General features: G+C 31.9%; 14 protein-coding genes. 3 read left to right on the forward strand and 11 right to left on the reverse strand.

What is annotated here, in order from left to right; genetic code table 11:
* Positions 1–107: 107 nt before the first annotated feature.
* Positions 108–1,289, forward strand: coding sequence for an OmpA family protein (locus P178_RS0112205; RefSeq protein WP_027066481.1), 1,182 nt, complete (start codon positions 108–110; stop codon positions 1,287–1,289).
* A gap of 47 nt (positions 1,290–1,336) precedes the next feature.
* Here P178_RS0112205 and P178_RS21960 read toward each other — a convergent pair whose 3' ends face one another.
* The 3 genes from P178_RS21960 to P178_RS0112220 all read right to left on the reverse strand — a co-directional run bounded on the left by P178_RS21960 (position 1,337) and on the right by P178_RS0112220 (position 3,852).
* Positions 1,337–2,440 (reverse strand): GNAT family N-acetyltransferase, encoded by a 1,104-nt coding sequence (locus P178_RS21960; RefSeq protein ID WP_051638289.1) that lies wholly within the window; start codon positions 2,438–2,440, stop codon positions 1,337–1,339.
* On the reverse strand, positions 2,440–3,051 hold the full coding sequence (locus P178_RS0112215) for a formyltransferase family protein (protein WP_027066482.1): 612 nt from the start codon (positions 3,049–3,051) through the stop codon (positions 2,440–2,442). Before P178_RS0112215 ends, P178_RS21960 begins: the two co-directional genes overlap by 1 nt.
* A gap of 114 nt (positions 3,052–3,165) precedes the next feature.
* Positions 3,166–3,852, reverse strand: coding sequence for a hypothetical protein (locus tag P178_RS0112220; RefSeq protein WP_027066483.1), 687 nt, complete (start codon positions 3,850–3,852; stop codon positions 3,166–3,168).
* A gap of 400 nt (positions 3,853–4,252) precedes the next feature.
* On the opposite strand from P178_RS0112220, the gene P178_RS23570 reads away from it, so the two are divergent.
* Positions 4,253–12,280, forward strand: coding sequence for a PKD domain-containing protein (locus tag P178_RS23570; protein WP_027066484.1), 8,028 nt, complete (start codon positions 4,253–4,255; stop codon positions 12,278–12,280).
* 216 nt (positions 12,281–12,496) lie between these two features.
* Positions 12,497–14,545 carry an HAD hydrolase-like protein gene (locus P178_RS0112230; RefSeq protein ID WP_027066485.1) on the forward strand — a complete coding sequence of 683 codons (2,049 nt, stop codon included), beginning with the start codon at positions 12,497–12,499 and terminating at the stop codon, positions 14,543–14,545.
* Positions 14,546–14,646: 101 nt separating this feature from the next.
* Here the strand turns inward: P178_RS0112230 and P178_RS21965 are convergent, their stop codons facing one another.
* The 8 genes from P178_RS21965 to P178_RS0112270 form a co-directional block, all read right to left on the reverse strand.
* On the reverse strand, positions 14,647–15,297 hold the full coding sequence (locus tag P178_RS21965) for an HAD family hydrolase (RefSeq protein ID WP_036146759.1): 651 nt from the start codon (positions 15,295–15,297) through the stop codon (positions 14,647–14,649).
* Positions 15,281–16,255, reverse strand: coding sequence for an ATP-grasp domain-containing protein (locus P178_RS0112240; RefSeq protein ID WP_027066486.1), 975 nt, complete (start codon positions 16,253–16,255; stop codon positions 15,281–15,283). Before P178_RS0112240 ends, P178_RS21965 begins: the two co-directional genes overlap by 17 nt.
* A 118-nt stretch (positions 16,256–16,373) precedes the next feature.
* Entirely contained in the window at positions 16,374–16,991 is a 618-nt protein-coding gene (locus P178_RS0112245) for a sugar transferase (RefSeq protein ID WP_027066487.1), read from the reverse strand.
* A gap of 33 nt (positions 16,992–17,024) precedes the next feature.
* Complete coding sequence (locus tag P178_RS0112250; protein WP_027066488.1) at positions 17,025–18,218, reverse strand: glycosyltransferase family 4 protein; 1,194 nt, start codon at positions 18,216–18,218, stop codon at positions 17,025–17,027.
* An 11-nt stretch (positions 18,219–18,229) separates the two neighbouring features.
* Positions 18,230–19,345 (reverse strand): glycosyltransferase family 4 protein, encoded by a 1,116-nt coding sequence (locus P178_RS21970; protein ID WP_081819442.1) that lies wholly within the window; start codon positions 19,343–19,345, stop codon positions 18,230–18,232.
* Positions 19,346–19,389: 44 nt separating this feature from the next.
* Positions 19,390–20,460 carry an acyltransferase family protein gene (locus P178_RS0112260; protein WP_081819443.1) on the reverse strand — a complete coding sequence of 357 codons (1,071 nt, stop codon included), beginning with the start codon at positions 20,458–20,460 and terminating at the stop codon, positions 19,390–19,392.
* A 91-nt stretch (positions 20,461–20,551) separates the two neighbouring features.
* On the reverse strand, positions 20,552–21,643 hold the full coding sequence (locus P178_RS0112265) for a glycosyltransferase (protein WP_027066490.1): 1,092 nt from the start codon (positions 21,641–21,643) through the stop codon (positions 20,552–20,554).
* Positions 21,643–23,085: a lipopolysaccharide biosynthesis protein gene (locus P178_RS0112270; RefSeq protein ID WP_027066491.1), complete on the reverse strand. Its 1,443-nt coding sequence runs from the start codon at positions 23,083–23,085 to the stop codon at positions 21,643–21,645. The genes P178_RS0112265 and P178_RS0112270 overlap by 1 nt, the downstream gene beginning before the upstream one ends.
* Between the last annotated feature and the right edge of the window lie 7 nt (positions 23,086–23,092).

Raw genomic sequence — 23,092 nt, forward strand, 5'->3', positions numbered from 1 at the left:
TATTCTACATTCAACTATCAATCGGTTTTAATTGCTGTATACAGTAATTATTTGTTAACTATCTCTTCTTCAATTAATTTTACATTTTGTAACCCAAATTTTATATTATGAAAAAGGCTAAAATCTTTAGTTTATTATTATTTCTCATGGTATCGTCTATAGCATTTGCCCAAGATGAACTTCAAATAATGGCAAAGGATAGTATAGTACAGAGCTCTTGGATTTTCGGAGTTGGCTTAAATGCTGTCGATGATTCAGGTAATGTTTTTGACGGAATCTTTAATGTAGGTCAAGAATGGAATATTGTTCCTTATCCGTCACGTGTAAGTATTGGTAGATACTTTAAAAGTGGCTTAGGTTTGGAAGCTATTGGTACTTATAATCAATACAAAGAAGGGAATATTATTGATGCAAAAGTAATTACAGAAAATGTAAGTTATTTTGGTTTTGATGGTAGGGTTACTTATGATATTAATAAAATAATTGGACAAACTGGTTGGTTTGATCCATATGTGGGTGTTGGAGCAGGTTATACCGATGCTAATAACTTAGGTAGGGGAACTTATAATGCTGTCGTAGGCTTTAGAACATGGTTTTCAGATAGATGGGGATTAGATTTTAGTTCAACAGGAAAATGGGCTATGAGTCAAAGTGACGGCGCTACAAATCATATACAACATGCAGCGGGAGTGGTTTATCAATTCGGAATCGAAAAAGGCCTTTCTAAACGAGGAGAAGAGAAATTAGAGCTATTAGCCGCTATAGAAAAGGAAAAACGACGTCAAAATGATTCTATAAACGAAGTTAATCGTTTAAAAGATGAAGCTTTATTGGCAGAAAGACTCAAAAAACAACAAGAAGAAGATGCATTGGCTGCTGCTGAGAAAGCAAAAGTAGATGCTATTAATAAGCGTAAATCAGAAATTAAGTCTAGAATTGAGAATTTAGGAAACGTATATTTTGGTTTAAATTCATCTGTAGTGAGTACGTCATCTAAAAAAATATTAGATTCTTTGGCTCAAGTATTAGAAGAGATACCAACATTAAAATTAAAGATAACTTCACATACAGATTCTCGAGGAAGCTCGAAGTATAATGATTGGTTATCTCAACGAAGAGTTGATAAAACCAAGGCTTACATGATTTCTAAAGGTGTTTCTGAAGATAAATTAACTACAGAGGCATATGGGGAATCTATGTTATTAAATGAATGTGATGACAATACCTATTGTCCAGAAGAGAAACATGCGGTAAATAGACGTTCTGAGTTTGTTATTTTAGAGTTTTAAATGTTAATCTAAATAGCTGTTGTCCGTGTTTTATATACATTTCTGTTTTATATAGAAATTGAATTAATCGGTTTTCTATACATAGGGAAAAAATCGTTTGTATTTGGGTCTGAATAATTAATGGAGCTCATTGTAAGTGAATTTTTAATTTCTTCATTTAAATACTTGTATATTTCTTGGTTAACGATTTTTCTTCCGGTATAGAATGTAATATCATTTTCTTTTGGGAAAAATGATTTTTTATAAGCATAAAGATTGTCATTGTCCATTCTTCCACCACCTAGAACATAGGTTTTATAGCCGTTTTCTATTGCCCAATTAATAATATTTACTTTTAAAAAATCATTTGGACGACAATTAAAGAAATCTGCATTGGTACCGCCAAGGTAAGAGTATATTGTATCTCTTGATAATAATAAAAATTCCGCGGAAATAGGGGTGTTACTTTTAGAAACTATAGCGATAGCGCAATGTTGTGGATTCAATTTTACATAATTTTGGAAATAGTTTAAAGAAAAGTATAAATCAATATCCGCATTGCGTCTAATCATTGTGTTTTTGTATATGTCATAAAATTGAGAAACGATTTTAGGTTCCATGTTACCTGAATATATATGAAATGTTAATTGATTTTCTACAGACTTTCTGTAGTTATTTCGAACCTTTTTATCAAACTTATTCCATATGGTATTTGGATCTGTGAGTTCCCCACAAACATTTTTTAAGGTCGGTATTATTTTACCATTATAGCCTAAGGTGTTATTGTTAAGGCTAAACCTTATAAATTCTGTAATAACATTATTTTCCTTATACCACAGGTCAGCAAGTTGCCAAAACTCATTCATGTCTTTTTCGTTGGTCTCTTTTGATATTAGTGGACCGCTATATCCATATGGACTAATAACGTCATTAAATGTTGTTTGTTTATTATTGATTGTAATAGGCCGAAGAACTATTGGCATTAGGATTATGGGATTGTTGGCTTTATGCAATACAAAATAATGGATTGAGTTTTTTGAAAATTTATTGTTAAGGTTTAAATCAAATTTGAAAAAAGGGTTGTCATCGTTAATTTTTGCACATTCTTTTAGGTAAGAACTAAAGTTCTTTGGTGTGTCTATATTGAAAACTTTAAAAGTGTTGGATTTCATTATTTATTTTTAATGGCTTGAAATTCATCAGTGATTTTAATAATTGTTTTGACAATTATTTTGAATCCTTTTTTACGAAATTTTGTGTAAAGTAATTCAAAATTATCATTGTCATTTATTTTAATAGCTACTTGATTTAATATGATTCCTTTGTCATATTCATGGTTTATGATGTGAGTGGTAATTCCTGTAATTTTTACTCCATATGCCAAAGCATCTTGAATAGCAGTCTTTGTTCCTAAAAAGCTAGGAAATAGAGACGGATGAATATTTATTATTCTGTTTGGAAACGTACTTAACATTTCTTGTTTAATTAAGTATTTATAGTTCAGGAGAAATATAAAATCTATTCTTCTCGATAGTATTTCGTGGATTAGTTTTTTTTGATGTTTAATAGAATCTTTAAAAGTGTTTCTTGATATTTGCAAAACATCAATATGGTTACTCTTTGCTATTTCAATCGCACTAAAATCGCTTGATTCGTAAATGATTAAAGAAATATAGAAGGAGTTTTGATGAGGATTTTTTTGATAATAATTAATGATGTCATATACATTATTACCTTTTCCGCTACACAATAATGCCCATTTTACTTTATCGGAATTCTTCATGTAATCTCATTGAAGTAAGTTTAATCTATGATTACAAAGAGTAAGATTATATAGTAAATGTATATTTAATTAAATACATTATATCCTCTCATTAAGAATATTTTAAGAGAGAATTTAATTTCCAACATTGAAATTGAAAACCGATGAGGAAGTTTCATTTCCAACATAGTCTCTTGTTACTATATTCCAATAATATGTATTACCGGTCTCAACGGGAATATCGTTATATCTAGTTGTTTCAATATTCTCGGTAAAAAGTTCGGGAATCTCAGATTCACCAAAATATAAATCATAGTTCAATATGTCATTGTCTTCATCTTCGCCCTTCCATATTAAATTTACGGTGGTACTGGTTTGCGATATTGATGCTCCTGATACTGGTGATATTGCAATTGCAGCCAAAGGGGCTGTTGATGTACCCCAAGGACCTATATTTTTAAAAGTCCAAAGGGAACTTCCGTGATTCATAGAATCACTTACTGACCATGAATAAGAGTTGTTTCGTTTAAGTGGAATTGAAGCTTTATTACCAGTATTTTCATACACTTGAACAATTTTGTTATCGAGGTTGATCAGCTCTAGGTAAAATATTTGATTCTCATCTTCAGTTGAAGATTCCCATTTGAATTCAAGTGAATTGGTTGAATCTGTAAGTATAATTCCTTCGTCAACCTCAGAATTGTCTTCTGGATATAATAATTTAATGCTATTTTTTTGGTATTCAAGAACTTCAGTATCAACACCACATGAATATATTCCAAGTAAAACTAAGAATATGAAGATTATTGTTGTTTTTCTCATTTTAATCAATCGAGTGTGGAGTTGGTAAAAGTGCAAAAAGTCTAAAATTAAAGATTATATGTTCAACGCTCTAAGTATTGATTGTAAATGTAACTATTTCATGTTAATTGATTTAAATGGTTTAACTAATTCAAAGAAAATAAGTAATCAATGTATATTTTGACAAAGTTGCAAGTAACTAGTTCATATAGTAGTTGTTGACTTGTAAACAATAGTAGATAAATGTAAATTTATTGTAAGAATTATTCGGTTAAATCGTTGTTTTTAAATCCCCTTAAATAAGCTATATATATTGAAATTAAACGTTTTTATATGGCGTTGAACGATATTAATCGAGTGTTCGTTATTATTGCTTTTTTTTTGTTTTATAATTATACCCATCTCTATATTAATTAGAATTATGATTAAAAAAATTACTTCATCTTTTCGTAATGTAAAAAAATTACTGTTAGCAACAAGTGTTGTAGGTTCAGTAGCGGTTTTTATGAGTTTCAGTCCAATGTTTTTTGGACCTGGTTTAACTGAGGCTACTCCTTATTTAGCATTTTCGGATACCAACTTTCCAGATCTTAATATTAGTACTCAGCCTTATGAAGTTGCATTTGAAAATTTAACTTTTGATTATCCTTTAACATTTAATCCTGTACCAACTCAAAATCGTATTATAGTTGGTCAACTAAACGGGGAGATTTTTTGGTTTCAAGATGATCAAAATGCAAATGTTAAAAACTTAATTGTTGATTTTTCTGAAGAAGTCGGCTCTGCTGCGGGTACTAGAACTGATGGAAATATTGAAGTTTGGGACGGTGGTCTATTAGGACTAGAATTACATCCTGATTTTGGGACAGGTAGTAATAATTATGTATTTATTTATTATACAACAGAATCAGAAACAGGTGACGATACCTTAAATGATGGAGGAAATGGTACCTTCGGATGTGATTTCAATAATTTTCATGGAAATTACATTCATTTAGAGCGTTTTGAAATTGACCCTGTTGATCTTTCCTTTGTTGAAGGTTCTAGAACCAGGCTAATAAGACGTAGAATGTTAAACACTGCACACCGTGGTGGGGCTTTGGTATTTGGAGATGATGGTTTTTTATATGTAGCAATAGGGGAACAAGGACGTGCTATTAGCTCTCAAGATATATCTGAGAATATAGATGGAAGTATTTTACGTATAGATGTGGATATGGACATTACTAAAAGTCATCCGGCAATAAGAAAAATGCCTGAAGACATAGGAGCTGCAGAAGAAGTTACAGGGCAGAACTATTTTATCCCTAATGATAATCCTTTTTTAGATGCTACAGGTGAAAATTTTGAAGAATTTTATGCCATAGGAATAAGGAGTCCTCACCGTATGAGTAAAGACTCTGACACTGGTTTAATATATATAGGTGATGTTGGGCTAAGTACTCATGATGAAATAAATGTACTTTCATATGGAGGAAATTATGGTTGGCCTGTATATGAAGGAATGGCTCAAGGTCCAGAAAATGGTTGTGGAATTGTTACTTTATTGAATGATATGGAGCATCAAGAACCATTAACTGCATTCTCTAGGGAGGATGCTGGTTCTATTATTGGCGGTCATGTATATAGAGGTTCAGAATTCACGTCTTTTAATGGTAAGTATATTACAGCGGACTACATTACTGAAAAGATATTGTCTGTTGATATATCATCGGGAGAGGTTTCCACATTGGGTTCTATGCCTAGAAGAGCTATTTCATTTGGAGAAGATTCTGATGGAGACATATTTTACCTTACTGCAGGTAATAATATACAATTACTGAGATTTGTGGAACCAGGAGTTGTTACTGGTGTACCCCAAACCTTGACAGCAACAGGAGCTTTTACCGATGTTGAAAATTTGGTGGTTAAAGATGGTTTTTTACCGTACGAACTAATTGACCCTTTCTGGTCAGATGGAGCATTGAAAAAGCGTTGGATGGCTATACCAAATGATGGTAATCCAGATTCGGCTACTGAACAAATTAATTATTCTGAAAATGGTATTTGGGAATTTCCTGTTGGTTCTGTAATGATTAAACATTTTGATTATCCTATTGATGAGAATAATCCTAATATTACCCAAAAAGTAGAAACCAGATTTTCTATAAAAAATAGTAATGGAAATTGGACTTTCTTATCATATAAATGGAATGCTGCTCAAACTGAAGCAACACTAATTGATATGAGTACTGGTGATGAACAAGATGTTCAAGTTATTTTAGAAGGGGGAGGTAGCAAAACAATAACTTGGCAGTATCCATCAACTAGTGAATGTTTAAGTTGCCACAATGAAATATCAAAAGGTACTTTAGGACCAAGAACTAGATACCTGAACAGTGAATTTGATTACGCTGAAGTTGGTGGTGTTGTGGGCAATCAATTAGTGACATTAAGTGAGCTTGGTTTTATAGAAGAGACCATAACTGATGGCGACACACAAAATTTCTTAACTCATGCTTCCATTAATGATTTAAATGCTAGTATAGATGATAAGGCAAGATCTTACTTAGATTTAAATTGTGCCTATTGTCATCGATCAGATAATAATCTTCGTGCAGACTTTGATTTAAGGCTAGCAAATAGCTTGATAGAAACTAATTTATTAGCTGCTTCAATAGCAGAGCCAGTTGAAGAAATGTCAACTGATCAGCAAATTATTTTTGTTGGTGATGCATCTAAATCTCAAATTTACCATAGAGCAAATAGCATTACACCAGGTGTAATGATGCCATGGTTAGCCAAAGGTCAAGTAGATGAAGCAGGTGTAGCCTTATTGGAGGAATGGATTAATAATTTATCAATTCCACCTACCCCGGTAATTACGGCTGATAAATCACTTGGTAATATAGACTTGATAGTTAATTTTACGGGTAATGAATCTTCAGATGACGAATCTATAGATTCGTATGATTGGACTTTTGGTGATGGTGGGACATCTACAGAGATGGATCCTAGTCATACGTATACAGTACCTGGTATCTATACCGCTACTTTGGCGGTTACTGATAATGATGGTCAGACAGAATCAAAATCAATTGAGATTACTGTTACTGGTGGTGCTATTGATAATGTTGCAGATGAAAATATAAATATAGCTTTGGCTGGTGATGCTATATTATCTAGTCAAATCCATGGAGAAGAGGGGCGTGGTGTAGCTCAAGACATTTTATATGACCCTTCAATAAATGACTACGTTGTTGCTACGGATTGGAATGAATTTGGAGTCCTTCGTTACCATGATGCAGGTACATTGCCCGTAGATGAGGCCATTACTTGGAGAGTAGATTGGTTGAATAAAAAGTTAGTTAACTATATCACTTTTGGGGGGGCTTATGAAAACCAAGCTCAACCCAATACAGCTTGGAGACTTAGTTATCGTCAAGGTGATAACTGGATAGTAATTGAAGAAGGTATTGGTGGTTGGATAGATTCGGGAATTTATGAATGGGGAGGTAAAAATCAAGATCCAGTTGAAGCTGATGCTTTCCGTATGCAATTATATAGTGATGGCGTAAATGATATTGAAAGTACGCATTTAAGGGCACGAGGAGGTAATTCTTTAAGAATTGACGACACTGACCAACCTATAAAAGCAACCTTGTTTCAATATTTGGAAGATGATGGTGCTCCAACGGCAAGATTTGATTATGCGACTAATGATCTGGAGGTAACTTTTGATACTACCGAAAGTACTGATGATGTTGGTATTGTTACCTTTGATTGGGACTTTGGAGATGGTGAGACGTCTGATGAACAGAATCCAGTTTATGATTTTGTAGGTCCAGGAACTTATGATGTTACTTTAACGGTTACTGATGCAGATGGATTAAGCGATAGTTTTACTCAAAGTATAACTGTTGATGGTGTTCCTGTTATACCGTTAGCCAATGCTTCTTCCAATGTTCAATCGGGTCCTGCGCCTTTGACTGTTGAGTTCACGGGCAGTGGTTCTACAGATGACGTTGGCATAGTATCATATGTTTGGGATTTTGGAGATGGCTCTACTTCTTCGGAAGAAGATCCAATGTATGAATATACGGTACCTGGTACTTATAATGCTACATTAACGGTTACCGATGCAGATGGTAACGCTGATGAATCAACAATCAAAATTGTTGCAAATGGAGGTGCTGTGGATAATAATGCAAACGCTAATGTGAATTTAGCTTTATTGTCAGATGCTGTGTTAAGCGGTTCGGTAGAAAATGGTCGAGGTACACCTGAAGCTATATTATATGATCCATTACAGGAAAATTACTTTGTTGTAACTGATTTTAATGAATATGGTGTTGCTAATGGTGAAAACTTAGGAACCCCAGATGTAGATAACGGTTTTAAATGGCAGGTAGATTGGGCCAATAGAAAGGAAGTGAATTATATCACCTTTGGTGGAGTATATCCTAATCAACCACAACCAAATTCTGAATGGAAAATTAGTTATAGAATTGGTAATGATTGGACTATCTTAGAAGAAGGAACTGGTGGGTGGATTGATGCTGGCATCTTTGAATGGGGTGGTGCAACTACAACACCAATTCAGATGGACGGTCTTAGGGTTCAAGTGTATAGTAATGGTGTAAATGAAGTGGTAAGTATTCATCTAAGAGGTCGAGGTGGTATTTCTAATAGGTTGGATGATAGTGATACCCTAACAAAAGCTACCTTAATACAATTTTTACCAGATACCGGTGCACCAGAAAGTGCTTTTGATTACACTATAAATAATTTAGAAGTAACTTTTGATTCTTCTGAAAGTACAGATAATGTTGGAATTGTTTCCTATACATGGGATTTTGGAGATGGTAACGGTTCTACCAGTGCAAATCCTGTACATACTTACGAAACTTCTGGTACATATGATGTTACTTTAACGGTTACGGATGGCAATGGCTTAAGTGATATTTCAGTTCAAGAAATTACTGTAATGGAAGATAATTCTATACCAGTGGCGATTGCTACTTCAGATGTGTCCGTAGGTCCTGCACCATTAAATGTACAGTTTACAGGTAGTGATTCTAGTGATGATGTTGGTGTGGTCTCTTATTTGTGGGATTTTGGAAATGGAGAAACTGCTAATGTGGCGAACCCAAATTATACTTACTTGGTATCTGGTAACTATACTGTTACTTTAACGGTTACCGATGCAGATGGTAACACCAATATAGACGAACTTAATATTTTAGCTAATGGAGGAGCTGTGGACAACAATCCGAATGCCGGTTTAAATTTGGCATTACTTCCAGATGCAGTATTAAATGGATCTGTTTTAAATGGTAGAGGAACACCGCAAGCTATTCTTTTTGACCCATCAAGAAATAATTACTATGAAATAACTGATTTCAATGAGTATGGGATTGCAAAAGGTGAAAACCTTGGTACACCTGATGTTGATAATGGATTCGTATGGCAGGTAGATTGGGCCAATAGAAAGAATGTTAATTACATTACGATTGGTGGTGTTTTTGATAACCAACCACAACCAAATTCATTATGGAGAGTTAGTTATAGAGTTGGAAATAGCTGGACTATCTTAGAAGAAGGTATAGGAGGTTGGATCGATGCTGGTATATTTGAATGGGGTGGTCAAACTCAGGCACCAATAGCTATTGATGGACTTCGTGTGCAAGTTTATAGTGACGGTGTAAATGATTTAATTAGTGTTCATTTAAGAGGTAGAGGTGGTGTATCTAATAAAGTAAATGATAGTGCAACGGAAACAAAGGCAACGTTGATCCAATATTTGCCAGATACCGGGGCTCCCGAAAGCAATTTCGATTATGTCATTAATGATTTAGAAGTTGATTTTGATGCTACTTCTAGCACTGACGATGATGGTATTGTATCTTATGAATGGGATTTTGGAGATGGAAATACGTCAACTGAACAAAACCCAAGTAATGTGTTTGCAAATTCAGGTTCTTACAGTGTTATGTTAACGGTAACGGATACGGACGGTATAAGCGATACTTCAACTCAGGTTATTAATTTGGGTGCGCCGGATAATGAAGCGCCAGTTGCTATTATCGAAACAAGTTTAATTACCGGGACGGCACCACTTACTGAAGATTTTATCGGTAGTAACTCAACAGACGACGTAGCCGTAGTATCTTATAATTGGAATTTTGGTGATGGTAATACTTCTACAGAGGCAGATCCATCATATATTTACACCCAACCTGGTAATTATACAGCGACCTTAACAGTAACGGATGAACAAGGGTTGACCGATCAGGTTTCAGTGGACATTGTTGTAACCAGTGACCAACCGGACAATGTACCAAATGCAGGTATTAATATTGGATTATTACCAGATGCAACAGTAACTGGATCTGCCACGAACCCAAGAGGAACTGTTCAATCTATATTGTACGACCCTTCTAGAGATGATTATTTTGTACGTACAGATTATAATGAGTATGGCGAACAGTTTGGCGCTAATTTGGGCACACCAGATGCTGATAATGGTTTTAGATGGCAAGTTGATTGGGCTTCACGTAAATTAGTGAATTATATCACCTTTGGTGGAGTTTATGCTAATCAGCCACAACCAAATTCACTTTGGAGAATAAGTTATCGTGTTGGTAATGATTGGATTATTTTGGATGAAGGAGCAGGTGGCTGGATTGATGCAGGTATATTCGAATGGGGTAGTGAAGAACAAACTCCAATAGAAATGGACGGATTAAGGGTTCAAGTCTATAGTGATGGAATTAATGATTTGGTAAGTATTCATTTACGTGGAAGAGGTGGCGTGTCAAATTCTGTAGATGATAGCGCAACGGAAACAAAAGCTACATTAATACAATATTTGCCAGATACCACTGCACCTGAAAGTGCTTTTGATTATACCATAGATGAACTTCAAGTAAGTTTTGATTCTTCGTCTAGTACGGATGATAACGGAATTGTATCCTATTTCTGGGATTTTGGAGATGGAAACACTTCTGACGAACCAAATCCAATTCATGTATACGCTGCCTCTGACACCTATAATGTTTCCTTAACGGTTACGGATGCAGATGGTAAAGTAGATACTTCTGCCGCTAATATTTCTGTGGCTGGTAATGGTATTCCTATAGCGCTTGCTACCGCAGATGTATTGGAAGGTGATGCTCCGCTAACGGTTTCCTTTAATGGTAGTGGGTCTTCTGATGATAATGGTGTTGCATCCTATTTATGGGATTTTGGAAATGGAGAAACTTCAAATGAAATAAATCCTGTATATACTTTTGATGAAGCTAATGTTTATGAGGTGATATTAACGGTAAGCGACGCTGAAGGTCAAACTCATAGTACTTCATTAACCATTACCGTAAATGAACCAAATGTGGCACCAGTCGCCATAGCTAGTTCAGATATTGTTTCTGGTGAAGCGCCACTTACTGTGTCTTTTGTAGGTAGTAACTCAACAGATGATGTGGGTATAGCTAGCTATACATGGGATTTTATTGATGGAGGAACATCAAACGTAGCAGATCCAGAGCATGTATTTGAAACTGCGGGTGTATATGACGTAGCCTTAACCGTTACAGATGAAGAAGGATTGTCCAATACCACAACGCTGACCATAACGGTTGAAGAGGGCATGGTTGTAAATGAAGCACCAGTTGCAATAGCTAACGCAGATATCATATCAGGTGAAGCACCGCTTTTAGTATCCTTTGTAGGGGGTAATTCTACCGATGATAATAGTATTGCTACTTATTCATGGAACTTTGGTGATGGTGGTACTTCTATTGAAGCCGATCCTGAGCATGTTTTTGAGACTGCAGGTGAGTTTACAGTGGTATTGACCGTGACCGATGATGAAGGCTTAACAGATGAAGCATCCCTAGTGATCACAGTGGTTGTTGAAAATGAATTCAACGAAGCACCAGTTGCTGTGGCTAGCTCAGATGTGGTTACAGGTGAAGCTCCGCTCACGGTATCATTTACAGGAAGTAATTCAATTGATGATAACGGTATTGTTTCATATGAATGGAATTTTGGTGATGGTAACATAGTATTTGAGGCTGATACTGAATTTGAGTTTGAAGCAGCTGGTACATATGAAGTTGTTTTAACGGTAACAGATGGGGAAGGTTTAACGGATTCAACTTCATTGTCAATTGTGGTAGAAGAAAATGAAGTACTTGAAGAAGTAGCATTGGATATGGTATTATCACCTAATCCTTCTGTAGATTTTGTTGAAATAACTTTAAATGGTATTGTTGATGATGAAGATATCATCGGTTTTATGCTCCATGATTCCGCTGGTAGATTAATTAAGCAGTACACCCCGAATGAAATTTTTGTTAGTGGCATTTATAGAATATCATTAGAAATTTTAACCGCAGATGTATATGTTGTTACTGTTGTATTGAATAATGATGAACCTGTTTCTAAAAGACTAATTTTAAGAAGGTAAAATTTGTTTCATAATTTAAGTCGTGTTAAAGATTTTTACTTTAGCACGACTTTCTTGTTTAAATCATGTTATGCTATTAATTATATAGTTTTATCGAATAATTATAATAAAACTTATTATTTAGGGTTTAATTTGTCAGCAGGCATAGGTATTAATGTTTAGAACTTAACCAGCTTTTTAGATTATATTTATTAGTAGCCATTAAAACAATTCAAATTGAACAACACAATACAAAATATCAAGAATAATTCAGCAGTAAAAGTTGTTTTTACCGACTTATTTGACACCTTGATTCATAGAGGGGTTCACCCAAATTATGTATATAGAATTTGGGCTAAATTTCTTATTAGAGAATTAGGGCTTACTATAGATATTAATGCCTTATTTAAAATTAGGGCAAACGCAACAACCAAGTTAGCATCAGATATGAAACTTAATAAGGTAGAGGTACCTTATGAATTTGTAATGAAAGAGGTTTATAAGAGGCTAGTCAATTCAGATAATTTAAATGGGGTTGAGTGGAGTACATTTCAGAAAATAAGCAAAGAATCAGATTATAGAAGTGAAACTTCTGTTCAGTATATTAATACTTCTTTGGTAGAAGGGCTTAAAACATTGAAGTCCGAAAATTATAAAATCTTTATTGTATCTGATTATCATTTATCTAAGGATGTTATAATGAGGTTATTAGAATTTCATGGTATATCTTCTATTTTTAATGATGTATTTATTTCTTGTGATTTAAAAAGGAGTAAAGAGAGTGATGGTAGTTTGTATCCATTTGTACTAGAAAAGACTGGTTCATTGGCAGAACATACGGCGATGATGGGAGATAATAAAATTAGTGATGTTATAAACTCTTCAAAGCATGGTCTTCATGGTTATTTTTTAAAACATTATTCTCATAAATTCAGAAATAAAAAGAATTTATTTGGCAGTGTGGAGAAAGAATTTAATAAGGCATGTAAAGAAATAGAACAAAATTGTAGAAAAAGTGATTTCCCTTTTAGTGAATATATTATTCATTTTTATTTTTTTACGGAAAGGCTATATACCGAAGCTAAAAGGAAAGGAATAAAAGATTTATTCTTTCTGGCAAGAGAAGGTCATTATTTAAAACAGTTATTTGATACTTATCAAAAGTTTAATGGTTTAAATGATGAGGATTATATAAAAACTCATTATTTCAAGGCATCTAGGCATTCTGCCAAACAAGTGTCCCTTAAGCCTATTGAAGAAGAGAAATTTGCGCCTATAAAAAAGAACTATGATGTAATGACTACTGGTCAATTTTTATCATCCTTTAATTTAAATGAAGATTCTATTTTAAACATTGCCAATGAATTAGATATTGATAAGGATTTAGAAATTGAAAATTTCAGTACTTCCAGTGTATTATTGAAACTTAAGAATAATAAAAAATTTAGTGTAGCTTATGAGTCTCATAGGATTGGACAACGCAATGCATTTAATAATTACCTAAATTCATTTAACGTAGATTTTAAATCTGACGGTATGGTTTTAGTAGATGTGGGTTGGGGAGGTACTATGCAAGAATGTATCTATGAGTATTTAGGAGGTAATGTACCTGTAACAGGTTATTACATTGGATTACGTGAAATATATAATATAAAAGATAAGACAAGAAGATATGGTTTAAACTTTACAGTTTATCCCAAGAAAGGATATTCTGATTATATTCTACAAGCTAACGGTCAGTTATATGAACAATTATTGGCCGCTCCTCATGGAAGTACTTTAGGTTATAATGGAGACCCCAGTTCGCCAACAATTGAATATCATGAACCAAATGAGAAAAGAGTTTTTGATGAATTCATATCTTCTATACAAAATTTTATGAATGGGCAATTTGATGAATTGTGTAATGGCTTAAACGGGCTTTCCTATACTGAAATTATGGTTCAGGATTATTTAACGGCTATGGCTCTTAGATTAGGATTGTTTACAAATAGGAAGAAATTAAAATTCATTCAATTAATTTCTAGAGGTTTTTATCAAAATGTAGGAGGTAATAAAGTAGGTATGGTGTATGATCCAAGTCAACTTTCCCAGACTAAAGCACAGTTGGTTAAGGAGTTTTTATGGAGTCCGGAAAAAACTTTTAGATACCTAGTAAAACTAAAACCACTTTTATATGATAAAAAACTTGCGTGGTTAGGTTGGATGGTTAGTAGTACATACTACTATATAAAAGTTAACAGGTCTATTAAGAAACGAATCTTTAGTAAAGATTTAATTACCTAATAAAAAAGTCAACTACGAATTATAATTCGTAGTTGACTTTTTTTATAAATATATTAGATAGTATATTGCTCTACAGTAAGTATTATCTATTTCTTTAAGAATTAGATAATACTTACTTCTTCAAAAGAGCGAATAAGGCATTCAGGTACGTTTAATTGAAAATCACAACTATTAGGGTGTATGTTCATTCCGTTGTCCATGACACCGACTGTATGCCAGCCCAATACTAAAGGAGCAATAAAGTCTTTTTTGAAATTATCACCAAAATAATAGTAAGTATTTAATTTCAGGTCTTCTTCAACCAATTTAAAATTTTTCAAATTTGGTTTCTCACTACCTATACTTTCAGAAATAATGCAGCAATCTATGTCTTCCCAAATACCCAAAGATTTTAGTTTGTTAGATTGAGTAATTATACGACCATCTGTTATAATACCAAGTTTCCCGTTTTTTTTCTTAACCTCTTTAATGACGTTTAGAACACCTGGAAAAGGTTTTATTTTAGGGGTATGGGTACGGTAAGAATTTAATAATTGCTCAATAGGAACACAAAAAGTTTCCGAAAGGTACAGAAACGGATTTTCACCATTTCTGTACAACGAAAATACGAAGTTAAAAAGCGTATAAACATCCTTGGGTTTCAAATTAAAGCAAATTTCCCAGTATGCAGATTTTAAAAACTCTAGTTCGTTATACAACGTATCATCTAAATCAAATACTAGCGCGGTATGTTTATCAATCTTTATATCCATGTACTAAAACTTCACCATCATAACGTAACATAAGTAAATCTTCTGCCCAATCTTCATAGTAATTATTAGATAAATCTTCACCAAGAAGGTACTCTTTTAAAATCCATTGTACATAATTAGCACCAGAGCTATGTGTTAAAGGATAACCTCCTCCAAATCTTGGGTTAACCTCAATACCATATATATCTTTGGTTTCTTTATGCATAAAGAATTGCACGGTTAAACATCCCCTTACTCCATCTATTTTATTTAATTGTTTTTTAATAAAAGGTACCAATTCATTTTTTTTGATAAGCCCTTTATTTACTTCCCCAGCCCTTACAAATAGTCGTTGTCTAGGTACAACACATTTTAAATACCCATTTTTTGTGTAATATAAATCACAAGTGAACTCATCATAGAAATCATGGTCTAAATATTCTAAAAACATTAATCTCTTGTTTTCAAAGTGATACTCTGTCATTTCATCTTTGTTTTTAATAACATAGTTATCTACACTACTACTACCGTCATAGGGTTTAATATATAGAGGAAGCTGAAATGTGTTCTTACAATATTCTTCAGCTACTTGAATACCTTTAGACTCAAAGAAGTCGTGTATCATCCTTTTGTCTCTACATTTATGTACAAAATCGGTATCTGGTACCACAACCCTAATATTATTTTCCAAAAACAATTCTTTGTTTTCTGATAATGGTAATAATGATGGGTCAATTGTAGGAACAATTAAAGTAATCCCTAATTTTTTGCATTGTTCTAATATGACTTTAATGTAGTCTTCATGTTTTACATTTGGAACTTTAAAAAATCCATCTGCAACCATGCATCCCGCAGATAGTTCGGGGTTCATATCGGAACCGTATACTTTAGCTTCTGGAAATATTGCTTTTAATTCTTTTTTAAAAAATCTGACCAAAGACACCCTTCGACCTACTGAGGTAATTAAAATATTGTTCATTTTACTAGTTTGTCTGGGCTAATTTATTTGATATAAATAGTGTGGGGGTTAATAAAAACATATAATTTTTAAGTTTATTTTAACATAATAATCAAAAATACTATTTCTTTATACAATTTCAATTGAATAAATCTTTTCTTTCAATATCAAGGTCCGCCATGTAAGAACTTTGATCCAATTCCACATCCGAGGTTTTAAATACTTTAATTAAAGTTTTATAGAATATTTGCACGTCTTGCACAAAACCTAAGTGTTCAACATAATAAATGTCTTTTGTAAATTTTTCATCCCAGCTCATGTAATTACGACCTGAAATTTGTGCTAATCCAGTAATACCGGGTCTAACAGAAAATCGAATTCTTTCCTCAGCCTTGTAATAGGGTAAGTATTTTACCAATAATGGTCTTGGACCAATAAGGCTCATATCACCTTTAAGTACATTAATTAATTGAGGAAGCTCATCTATAGAAGTTTTACGAATAAATATACCAAGAGGCGTTAACCTAATAGTATCAGGAAGTAGTTCACCGTTTTTATCCTTTTTGTTATTCATAGTTTTAAATTTTAAAACCTTAAATATTTTCTCATTTTTACCTGGTCTTTTTTGAGTGAAAAATGGGGTGTCCTTGAAATCTATGGTTAAGATGATGGCAACTATCATTAAAATCGGAAATAATAGTAAAAGACCTATTAATGATAAAATAATATCAAATAAACGTTTAAGAATTGGGTACATTTTTAATTTTTAATTTTAAGAATTATAAAATCACTAAATTTTAATTGAATCTATGACGGCGGCAAATTGTTTGCAAAGCAGAGATTTATCGTAAACTGTCTCTGCTAACTTTCTTGAGTTTTTGCCCATAACCTTTAGTTTTTCTGGCTCTTTTTGTAATGCAATTAACTTTTCAGCAAATTCTTTAGGCGATTCTGGATCAACATAAACACCACAATTATGCTTTTCTACCAAATCTTTTGTCCATCCATTAGAATTAACAATAATAGGTTTTTCGGCAGATAAAGAATCGAATAATTTGTTAGGTGAGTTAGTGCCTAGTATCGGTATATTACTAAAAGTCACCAATGATATATCACAGAAATTTACAATTTCAGAGGTTTTCTCCATATTAAAAAAACCTAAGTAAGTTACATTGTTACAACTTTCTTTAGCTTGGTAATTTTGAATTAATTCTTTACCAGGACCACTGCCTATAAATAAAAACTCAATTGTTTTATTTTCTTTTAAAAGATGAGCTGTTTCTAAAATGTATTCTATAGCATTAGCTTGCCCTAAAGCACCAAAGTAAATAACTTTAAAGGTTACCTCACTTATATTTAATTCCTGCATGAGAGCCATATTATGTTCTCTAGACCAAAATGCGTCAATTTTAGCCATATTAGGTATCATACTAACTTTACTATTTGGCGTGCCTACTTTTAAAACTCCATCTTGCATTCCTGGCGATAGGGCAATGATATGAGATGCATTTTTGTAAATACTTCGTTCAAACCATTTAGCAAGCTTAATAGCAGTCTTATTAGTAAGACCCCCCATTTGAATAGGAACCTCCGGCCATAAATCTCTTACCTCAAATAAGTAAGGAATTTTTTTAAACTTTTTTAAAACTAAAGCCGGAAATCCAATTGTTAATGGGGTAGAGGTGGCAATTACAAAATCTATATTTTTTTCTTTTAACGCTAAATATGTAGAGTAGAACATAAAATGCAAAAATGATTTTAGTCTAGATGCAATACTCATGGTTTGGGAATATGGTACTCTTACATAAATTATATCAATTCCATCAATTTTTTTTCGTTCAAATCGTTTTTTATTGTTTTTACCCAAAGATATTACGGTAACCTTATGCCCATTTTTTAATAATTCTAGACTATTCCAATAAGAACGAGTACCTCCCGGTTGATCAGGTGTTGTAAAGTATTGATGTAAATATAGTATGTTCATGAAGTATATACTTAATTCTTTAATGTAGTGTAAAGATTTTTGTAATTTAAAGCGATATTGCTCCAACGAAATTTCTCAAAATCTATTTTGTTAATTTCGTATGTTTTGTAATTAGTTATAACTTTTTTTAGAGCTTCAATTATATCTTTTTCATCATTAGGATTACAGCTTTCACCAATATTTTCATCAAAAACACCATAAATTCCATCATTTTTAGAATATAATAATGGTAGCCCTTGACTTAATGCTTCTATATATACTAAACCAAAGGTTTCTCCTTTAGATGGCATAGCGAATATATGATTATTATTATGAATGGTTTTTAACTTTTGCTTATTATATATAGGACCGATATAGTTAATATATTCGGGCATTTTTAATGATAATTCTATAATTTGTTTTTCCTGGTCCCCGTTTTTTCCAACAATATTAAATCTACATGTAATGTTTAATTTATTTAAAGCGATAACTGCATTCGCAACAGCTAAAACATTTTTACGCTTTAGTAAACTACCAACGTATAAGATTTCTGTTGGAATAATATTTTTCTGAGGGATTTTATTGTCAAGCCAGAAATCTTCAATACCATTGCATTGAATAATACATTTATTTGAAAATAAATCTGTCTTTTTGCGAATAAGGTAGTGTTTAAGAAAATTATCTTTAAGTGCGGCGCTAATAAAAATAATTTTACTCGAGTTATTAAGAATTTTTAAAGCAATATTAATTAAATCAGGTCTGTAATTTAAAAACACTTCGATATCTGTTGAACGAACTGCAATTATATAAGGAATGCCTTTTTCTTTAAATAACTTATAAGCAATAGCTCCATCGCTAAAAAGATTTGTAGCATGGCTTATATTTATATTAGATAGTTCAATATTGTTTATTAAATCTTGATATAAAAAATTTATTTTTTTCCTAAATAATATACGATGATTTTTTCTCATCGGTTTGGATATGATGATTTTTGAAAATTTGTATTGTATTAAATTAGATCTGACTAAAGTTGAATTCTTTACAGGACAATAAATTGTTTGATTAATATTTGATTGGTCTAAAGATTGAAAAAGGTTTCTATGTACTTTACTTCCAAAATAATCATTGCAAATATGGAGAATGTTCATTTTAAATTATTATTTAATTTCCAAGTTAATTGACTGTGATAATATTACTTTAATATTATTTTTCGTAAATACTTGCTTCCTCTTTTTTCTATATATGAATAAGTCAGATTACTGATAGCAATAACTAATATTATAATTAAAATAAATAGTCCTAGTTGAGTGAACTCATTTTCGGGAACTTTAAACATCCCAAAGAATAATCTTGGTATTATAAGCACTAAGAGAAAGTGGTTTAGATATACGGAATAGGAAATATCACCTAAAAATACAAGAGATTTTGAACTTAACACCTTACTTAAGTATCCATCTGTTTTAAGTAGTATAAGTATAGAAGTGGCAAAAAACACTGGTACAATAGCAAGTGTAAACATTTCCTTTTGAAATCCAAATAATTTTTTATTTAATATATAAAATATTAATAATAAAAAAATTGGGATTAAATATTCAAATATATTTGAAATTTTAAAATTTAATTTTGAAATTTTCCATACAAAATATCCTAAATTAAAAGAGATTAAACCTCTGATGAAACCATAATCTCCGGTATTTATATAACTGCCATTGTAAATAGCAAAAAATATGGATAACAAAATAATAATCCCAAGTAGAAATCCTCTATTAAAATTCTTCGTAGCTAGAATAGATGTTAATCCAAAAACAATATATGATATCATTTCAGAAGATATAGACCAGGAAACACCATTCATTCCGGAAGTTGAGCCTAAGATAGGGCAAGAATTAGTAAAGAGTAAAGTATCCAAATATCTCAATAATAATACTGGCAATGAATCTACGTTGTCCACCATTAAAGGGAAAAAATAATTTCCAATGATGTCAAATATTAATGCCGCTGTAGCAGTAAATAGAAGTAAAGGGAACAGTCTTATAAATCTTTTCTTTAAATAAATTTTAAATTCGTCAAAAGTATTTAATGAATGATAATTATATGCAATTACATATCCAGAAAGTACAAAGAAAAAATCTACAAATGTATATGCTTCTCTAATAAAAAAAAATTGATGTAAGTATGGTGGAAGAAAGATTTCTCTATAATGAAAAAATACAATCATTAAACTAAAGATACCCCTTAATCCATCAAGTTTGGTGATTCTCATTTATAGTTTGTTTTATTGGGTGATTTTTTTATTATTATAAATTTTGGTAGTTTAAATTTTCTTAAAAAAAATGGACTAGTTTGTTAAATACTTATAAAGTATTTAACAAACTAGTCCATTTTTGAATGATATTTGAAAGATTAAATTCTTGTATGAATTTTGGATTGTTTTTGGAAAATGTAATTCTAATATCTTTATTTTTAACTAATGTTTCTATGCTACTTGCCATTGCATTAATATCAAAAGGAACTATTAAAAAGCCATTGAGACCATCATTTATAATTTCGTTTGGTCCTGTAGGAATATCAAAACTTACTAACGGTAACTTACATGCTAAGCCTTCAATTAAGCTCATAGGAAAACCTTCATATCTAGAAGTCATTACCATCATAGCGTAATCATTATATAAATTATACAAATTGCTACTTTGCCCCATTAGGTTTACTCTGCCGATTAATTTTTTTTCTTCAATTTTCTTCTTAAGCATTTCTTCTTCTTCCCCAGAACCATAGATATCCCATGTAAAATCATGGTGTTTATTTAAAACAATATCCGCAACATCAATTAGCGTTTCAAAATTTTTCTGAGCAGTTAGTCTGCCTACACTTATAATTTTTTTAGATTCAGTATTGTATGTTATATTGTTGTGTTGTAAACTTTTGTCTATTGGGTTATAGATTTGGACTACGTTTTTAGCCTTGGTTTCATTTTTGTAATTAAATTCATCTGTTTTGGTAAGGCTTATTAAACAATCAGCAAAGTATGCTGTAAAATGTTCGTTGAACATTCTAAACTGTTTATTAGAAGTGCCCTTAAAACTTGAATGAGACCAGTATATTAACTTAGTATTTTTAAAAAGAGTGGCAAGAACTCCTAGTGGACCAACTATAGCGCCACAAGATATTAGAATATCAATTTCATTGTCGGCAATTATTTTACGTAATTTCTTGGAAGCAGTGAAAATACCTTTCTTCATAGGTATTTGATCTTCTAATAAATAGTGATATGGTAGATTATTATTCCAATCGTAAGAATTTTGTTTCTTTTTAGCATAGCTAATAATATGAATGTCAAAATTAGGATTAAGATTTAATTCCTTTGAAATTATAGAAGTAACCCTACCTATACCTCCTCTTTCAGTTATAATACTTAAGAGGAATCCAACTTTTAACTTACTGTTCATTAATAATATTTTTTGATAAGTGACAATAGCTTGTTTTTGCCTGTCAAATATTCATTTTGTTTTAAAAGTTCATTTGCAAGAATAAAAACGGTAATGCCTATGATAAGTTGTGCAGAGATCATTAAAAATAAATTTATAGCTGCAAATGTTACCCCTAGCATTGAAATAAATGTTAAAACCGATATTAAGAAAAAAGGTAAAAAATCTTTAAATTGGTCTTTAAGATTGTAATCGATAATTTTTTTAGTATAAAAACTATTGATAAAATATTCAAGTATAGAGAAAAATATAAGCCCATAAATCATATAATCAATACCAAAATTTACGGTAATTAAAATAATTGGAATTAAGATAACTTTCTTAATAATTTCCAACTTAAGGTTTAGGTTAGAATAGCCTTTAATAAGTAAAAGATTCAAATGTAGAATCTGCAGGGGATATAACATACCCGGAATACATAACAACTGTAAGTAGAAAATTGAAGTTTCCCATTTTTCTCCTATAGTAATTAAAATTAATGGTTTAGCAATCGCGGCAATAGCAAGCATTATTATAAAATTTAAAAACATGCTAAAACGAATGAATTGTATGAACTTTATTTTTAGGTTTTTTTTGTCATTTTGGTAATTTGATAATATTGGAAAACTAATCCTTCTAATAGCGAATGTTATATTGGTAGAAAATGGGGTTTGAAATTGATCTGCTCTAGTATAAAACCCTAATGATGTTGGTGAAAAATATTTCCCGATAACAAAATAATACACGTTTTTATATGCGGTATTAACTAAATTGGTGATTAAAAGTTTATAACCGAAATTAAATAATTCTTTAAAGCTATTCTTAGAAAACTCAAGTTTAGGTTTCCAGTTAGAGCTTAACCATAGCATAATACTATTTAAGAAAGGTCTTAGGACAGAAAAAGCAATTAAACTCCAGACACCATAATCTCTATAAGCCATAGCAATGGCTATACTGCCAGCCAATAAAGATGAAATAACAGCAAAAATGCCTAATTTTTTAAAATCTAGCTGTTTCGTTAAAATTGTTCGTTGTATAATAACTAAGCCGTTAATAACGAGAATAGTTCCAGAAACCTTTATTAGGTTGGTTAGTATTGGCGTATTAAAAAATGTAGCAATATTATTTGCGACTGCCCATAGTAAAAGATATAGTAAAACAGCAGTAATTATATTGGTATAGAAAACAGTATTATAGTCTTTTTCAGTAGCATGTACTTTACGTATTAATGCGCTTCCAAAACCTGCTTCTACTACTGAATTGGTGACTGTTATAATGGCGGTTATGATACCCACAACACCAAAATCTTCAGGTGTTAAAAGTCTTGCTAAAATAATTCCGACGATGAATATTGCGCCTTGGCTAAAAATACCCTCAAATATCGTCCAGCTAAAGCCTTTAATTGCTTTTTGTTTTAATGACACAGAATTT

The sequence above is a fragment of the Maribacter sp. Hel_I_7 genome (assembly GCF_000688315.1).
Lineage (GTDB): Bacteria > Bacteroidota > Bacteroidia > Flavobacteriales > Flavobacteriaceae > Maribacter > Maribacter stanieri.

Excerpts from the sequence above, each read along its gene's own strand:
- P178_RS0112205 (WP_027066481.1), top strand. The coding sequence starts at position 108 with ATGAAAAAGGCTAAAATCTTTAGTTTATTATTATTTCTCATGGTATCG.
- P178_RS21960 (WP_051638289.1), bottom strand. The coding sequence starts at position 2,440 with ATGAAATCCAACACTTTTAAAGTTTTCAATATAGACACACCAAAGAAC.
- P178_RS0112215 (WP_027066482.1), bottom strand. The coding sequence starts at position 3,051 with ATGAAGAATTCCGATAAAGTAAAATGGGCATTATTGTGTAGCGGAAAA.
- P178_RS0112220 (WP_027066483.1), bottom strand. The coding sequence starts at position 3,852 with ATGAGAAAAACAACAATAATCTTCATATTCTTAGTTTTACTTGGAATA.
- P178_RS23570 (WP_027066484.1), top strand. The coding sequence starts at position 4,253 with ATGATTAAAAAAATTACTTCATCTTTTCGTAATGTAAAAAAATTACTG.
- P178_RS21965 (WP_036146759.1), bottom strand. The coding sequence starts at position 15,297 with ATGGATATAAAGATTGATAAACATACCGCGCTAGTATTTGATTTAGAT.
- P178_RS0112240 (WP_027066486.1), bottom strand. The coding sequence starts at position 16,255 with ATGAACAATATTTTAATTACCTCAGTAGGTCGAAGGGTGTCTTTGGTC.
- P178_RS0112245 (WP_027066487.1), bottom strand. The coding sequence starts at position 16,991 with ATGTACCCAATTCTTAAACGTTTATTTGATATTATTTTATCATTAATA.
- P178_RS0112250 (WP_027066488.1), bottom strand. The coding sequence starts at position 18,218 with ATGAACATACTATATTTACATCAATACTTTACAACACCTGATCAACCG.
- P178_RS21970 (WP_081819442.1), bottom strand. The coding sequence starts at position 19,345 with ATGAACATTCTCCATATTTGCAATGATTATTTTGGAAGTAAAGTACAT.
- P178_RS0112260 (WP_081819443.1), bottom strand. The coding sequence starts at position 20,460 with ATGAGAATCACCAAACTTGATGGATTAAGGGGTATCTTTAGTTTAATG.
- P178_RS0112265 (WP_027066490.1), bottom strand. The coding sequence starts at position 21,643 with ATGAACAGTAAGTTAAAAGTTGGATTCCTCTTAAGTATTATAACTGAA.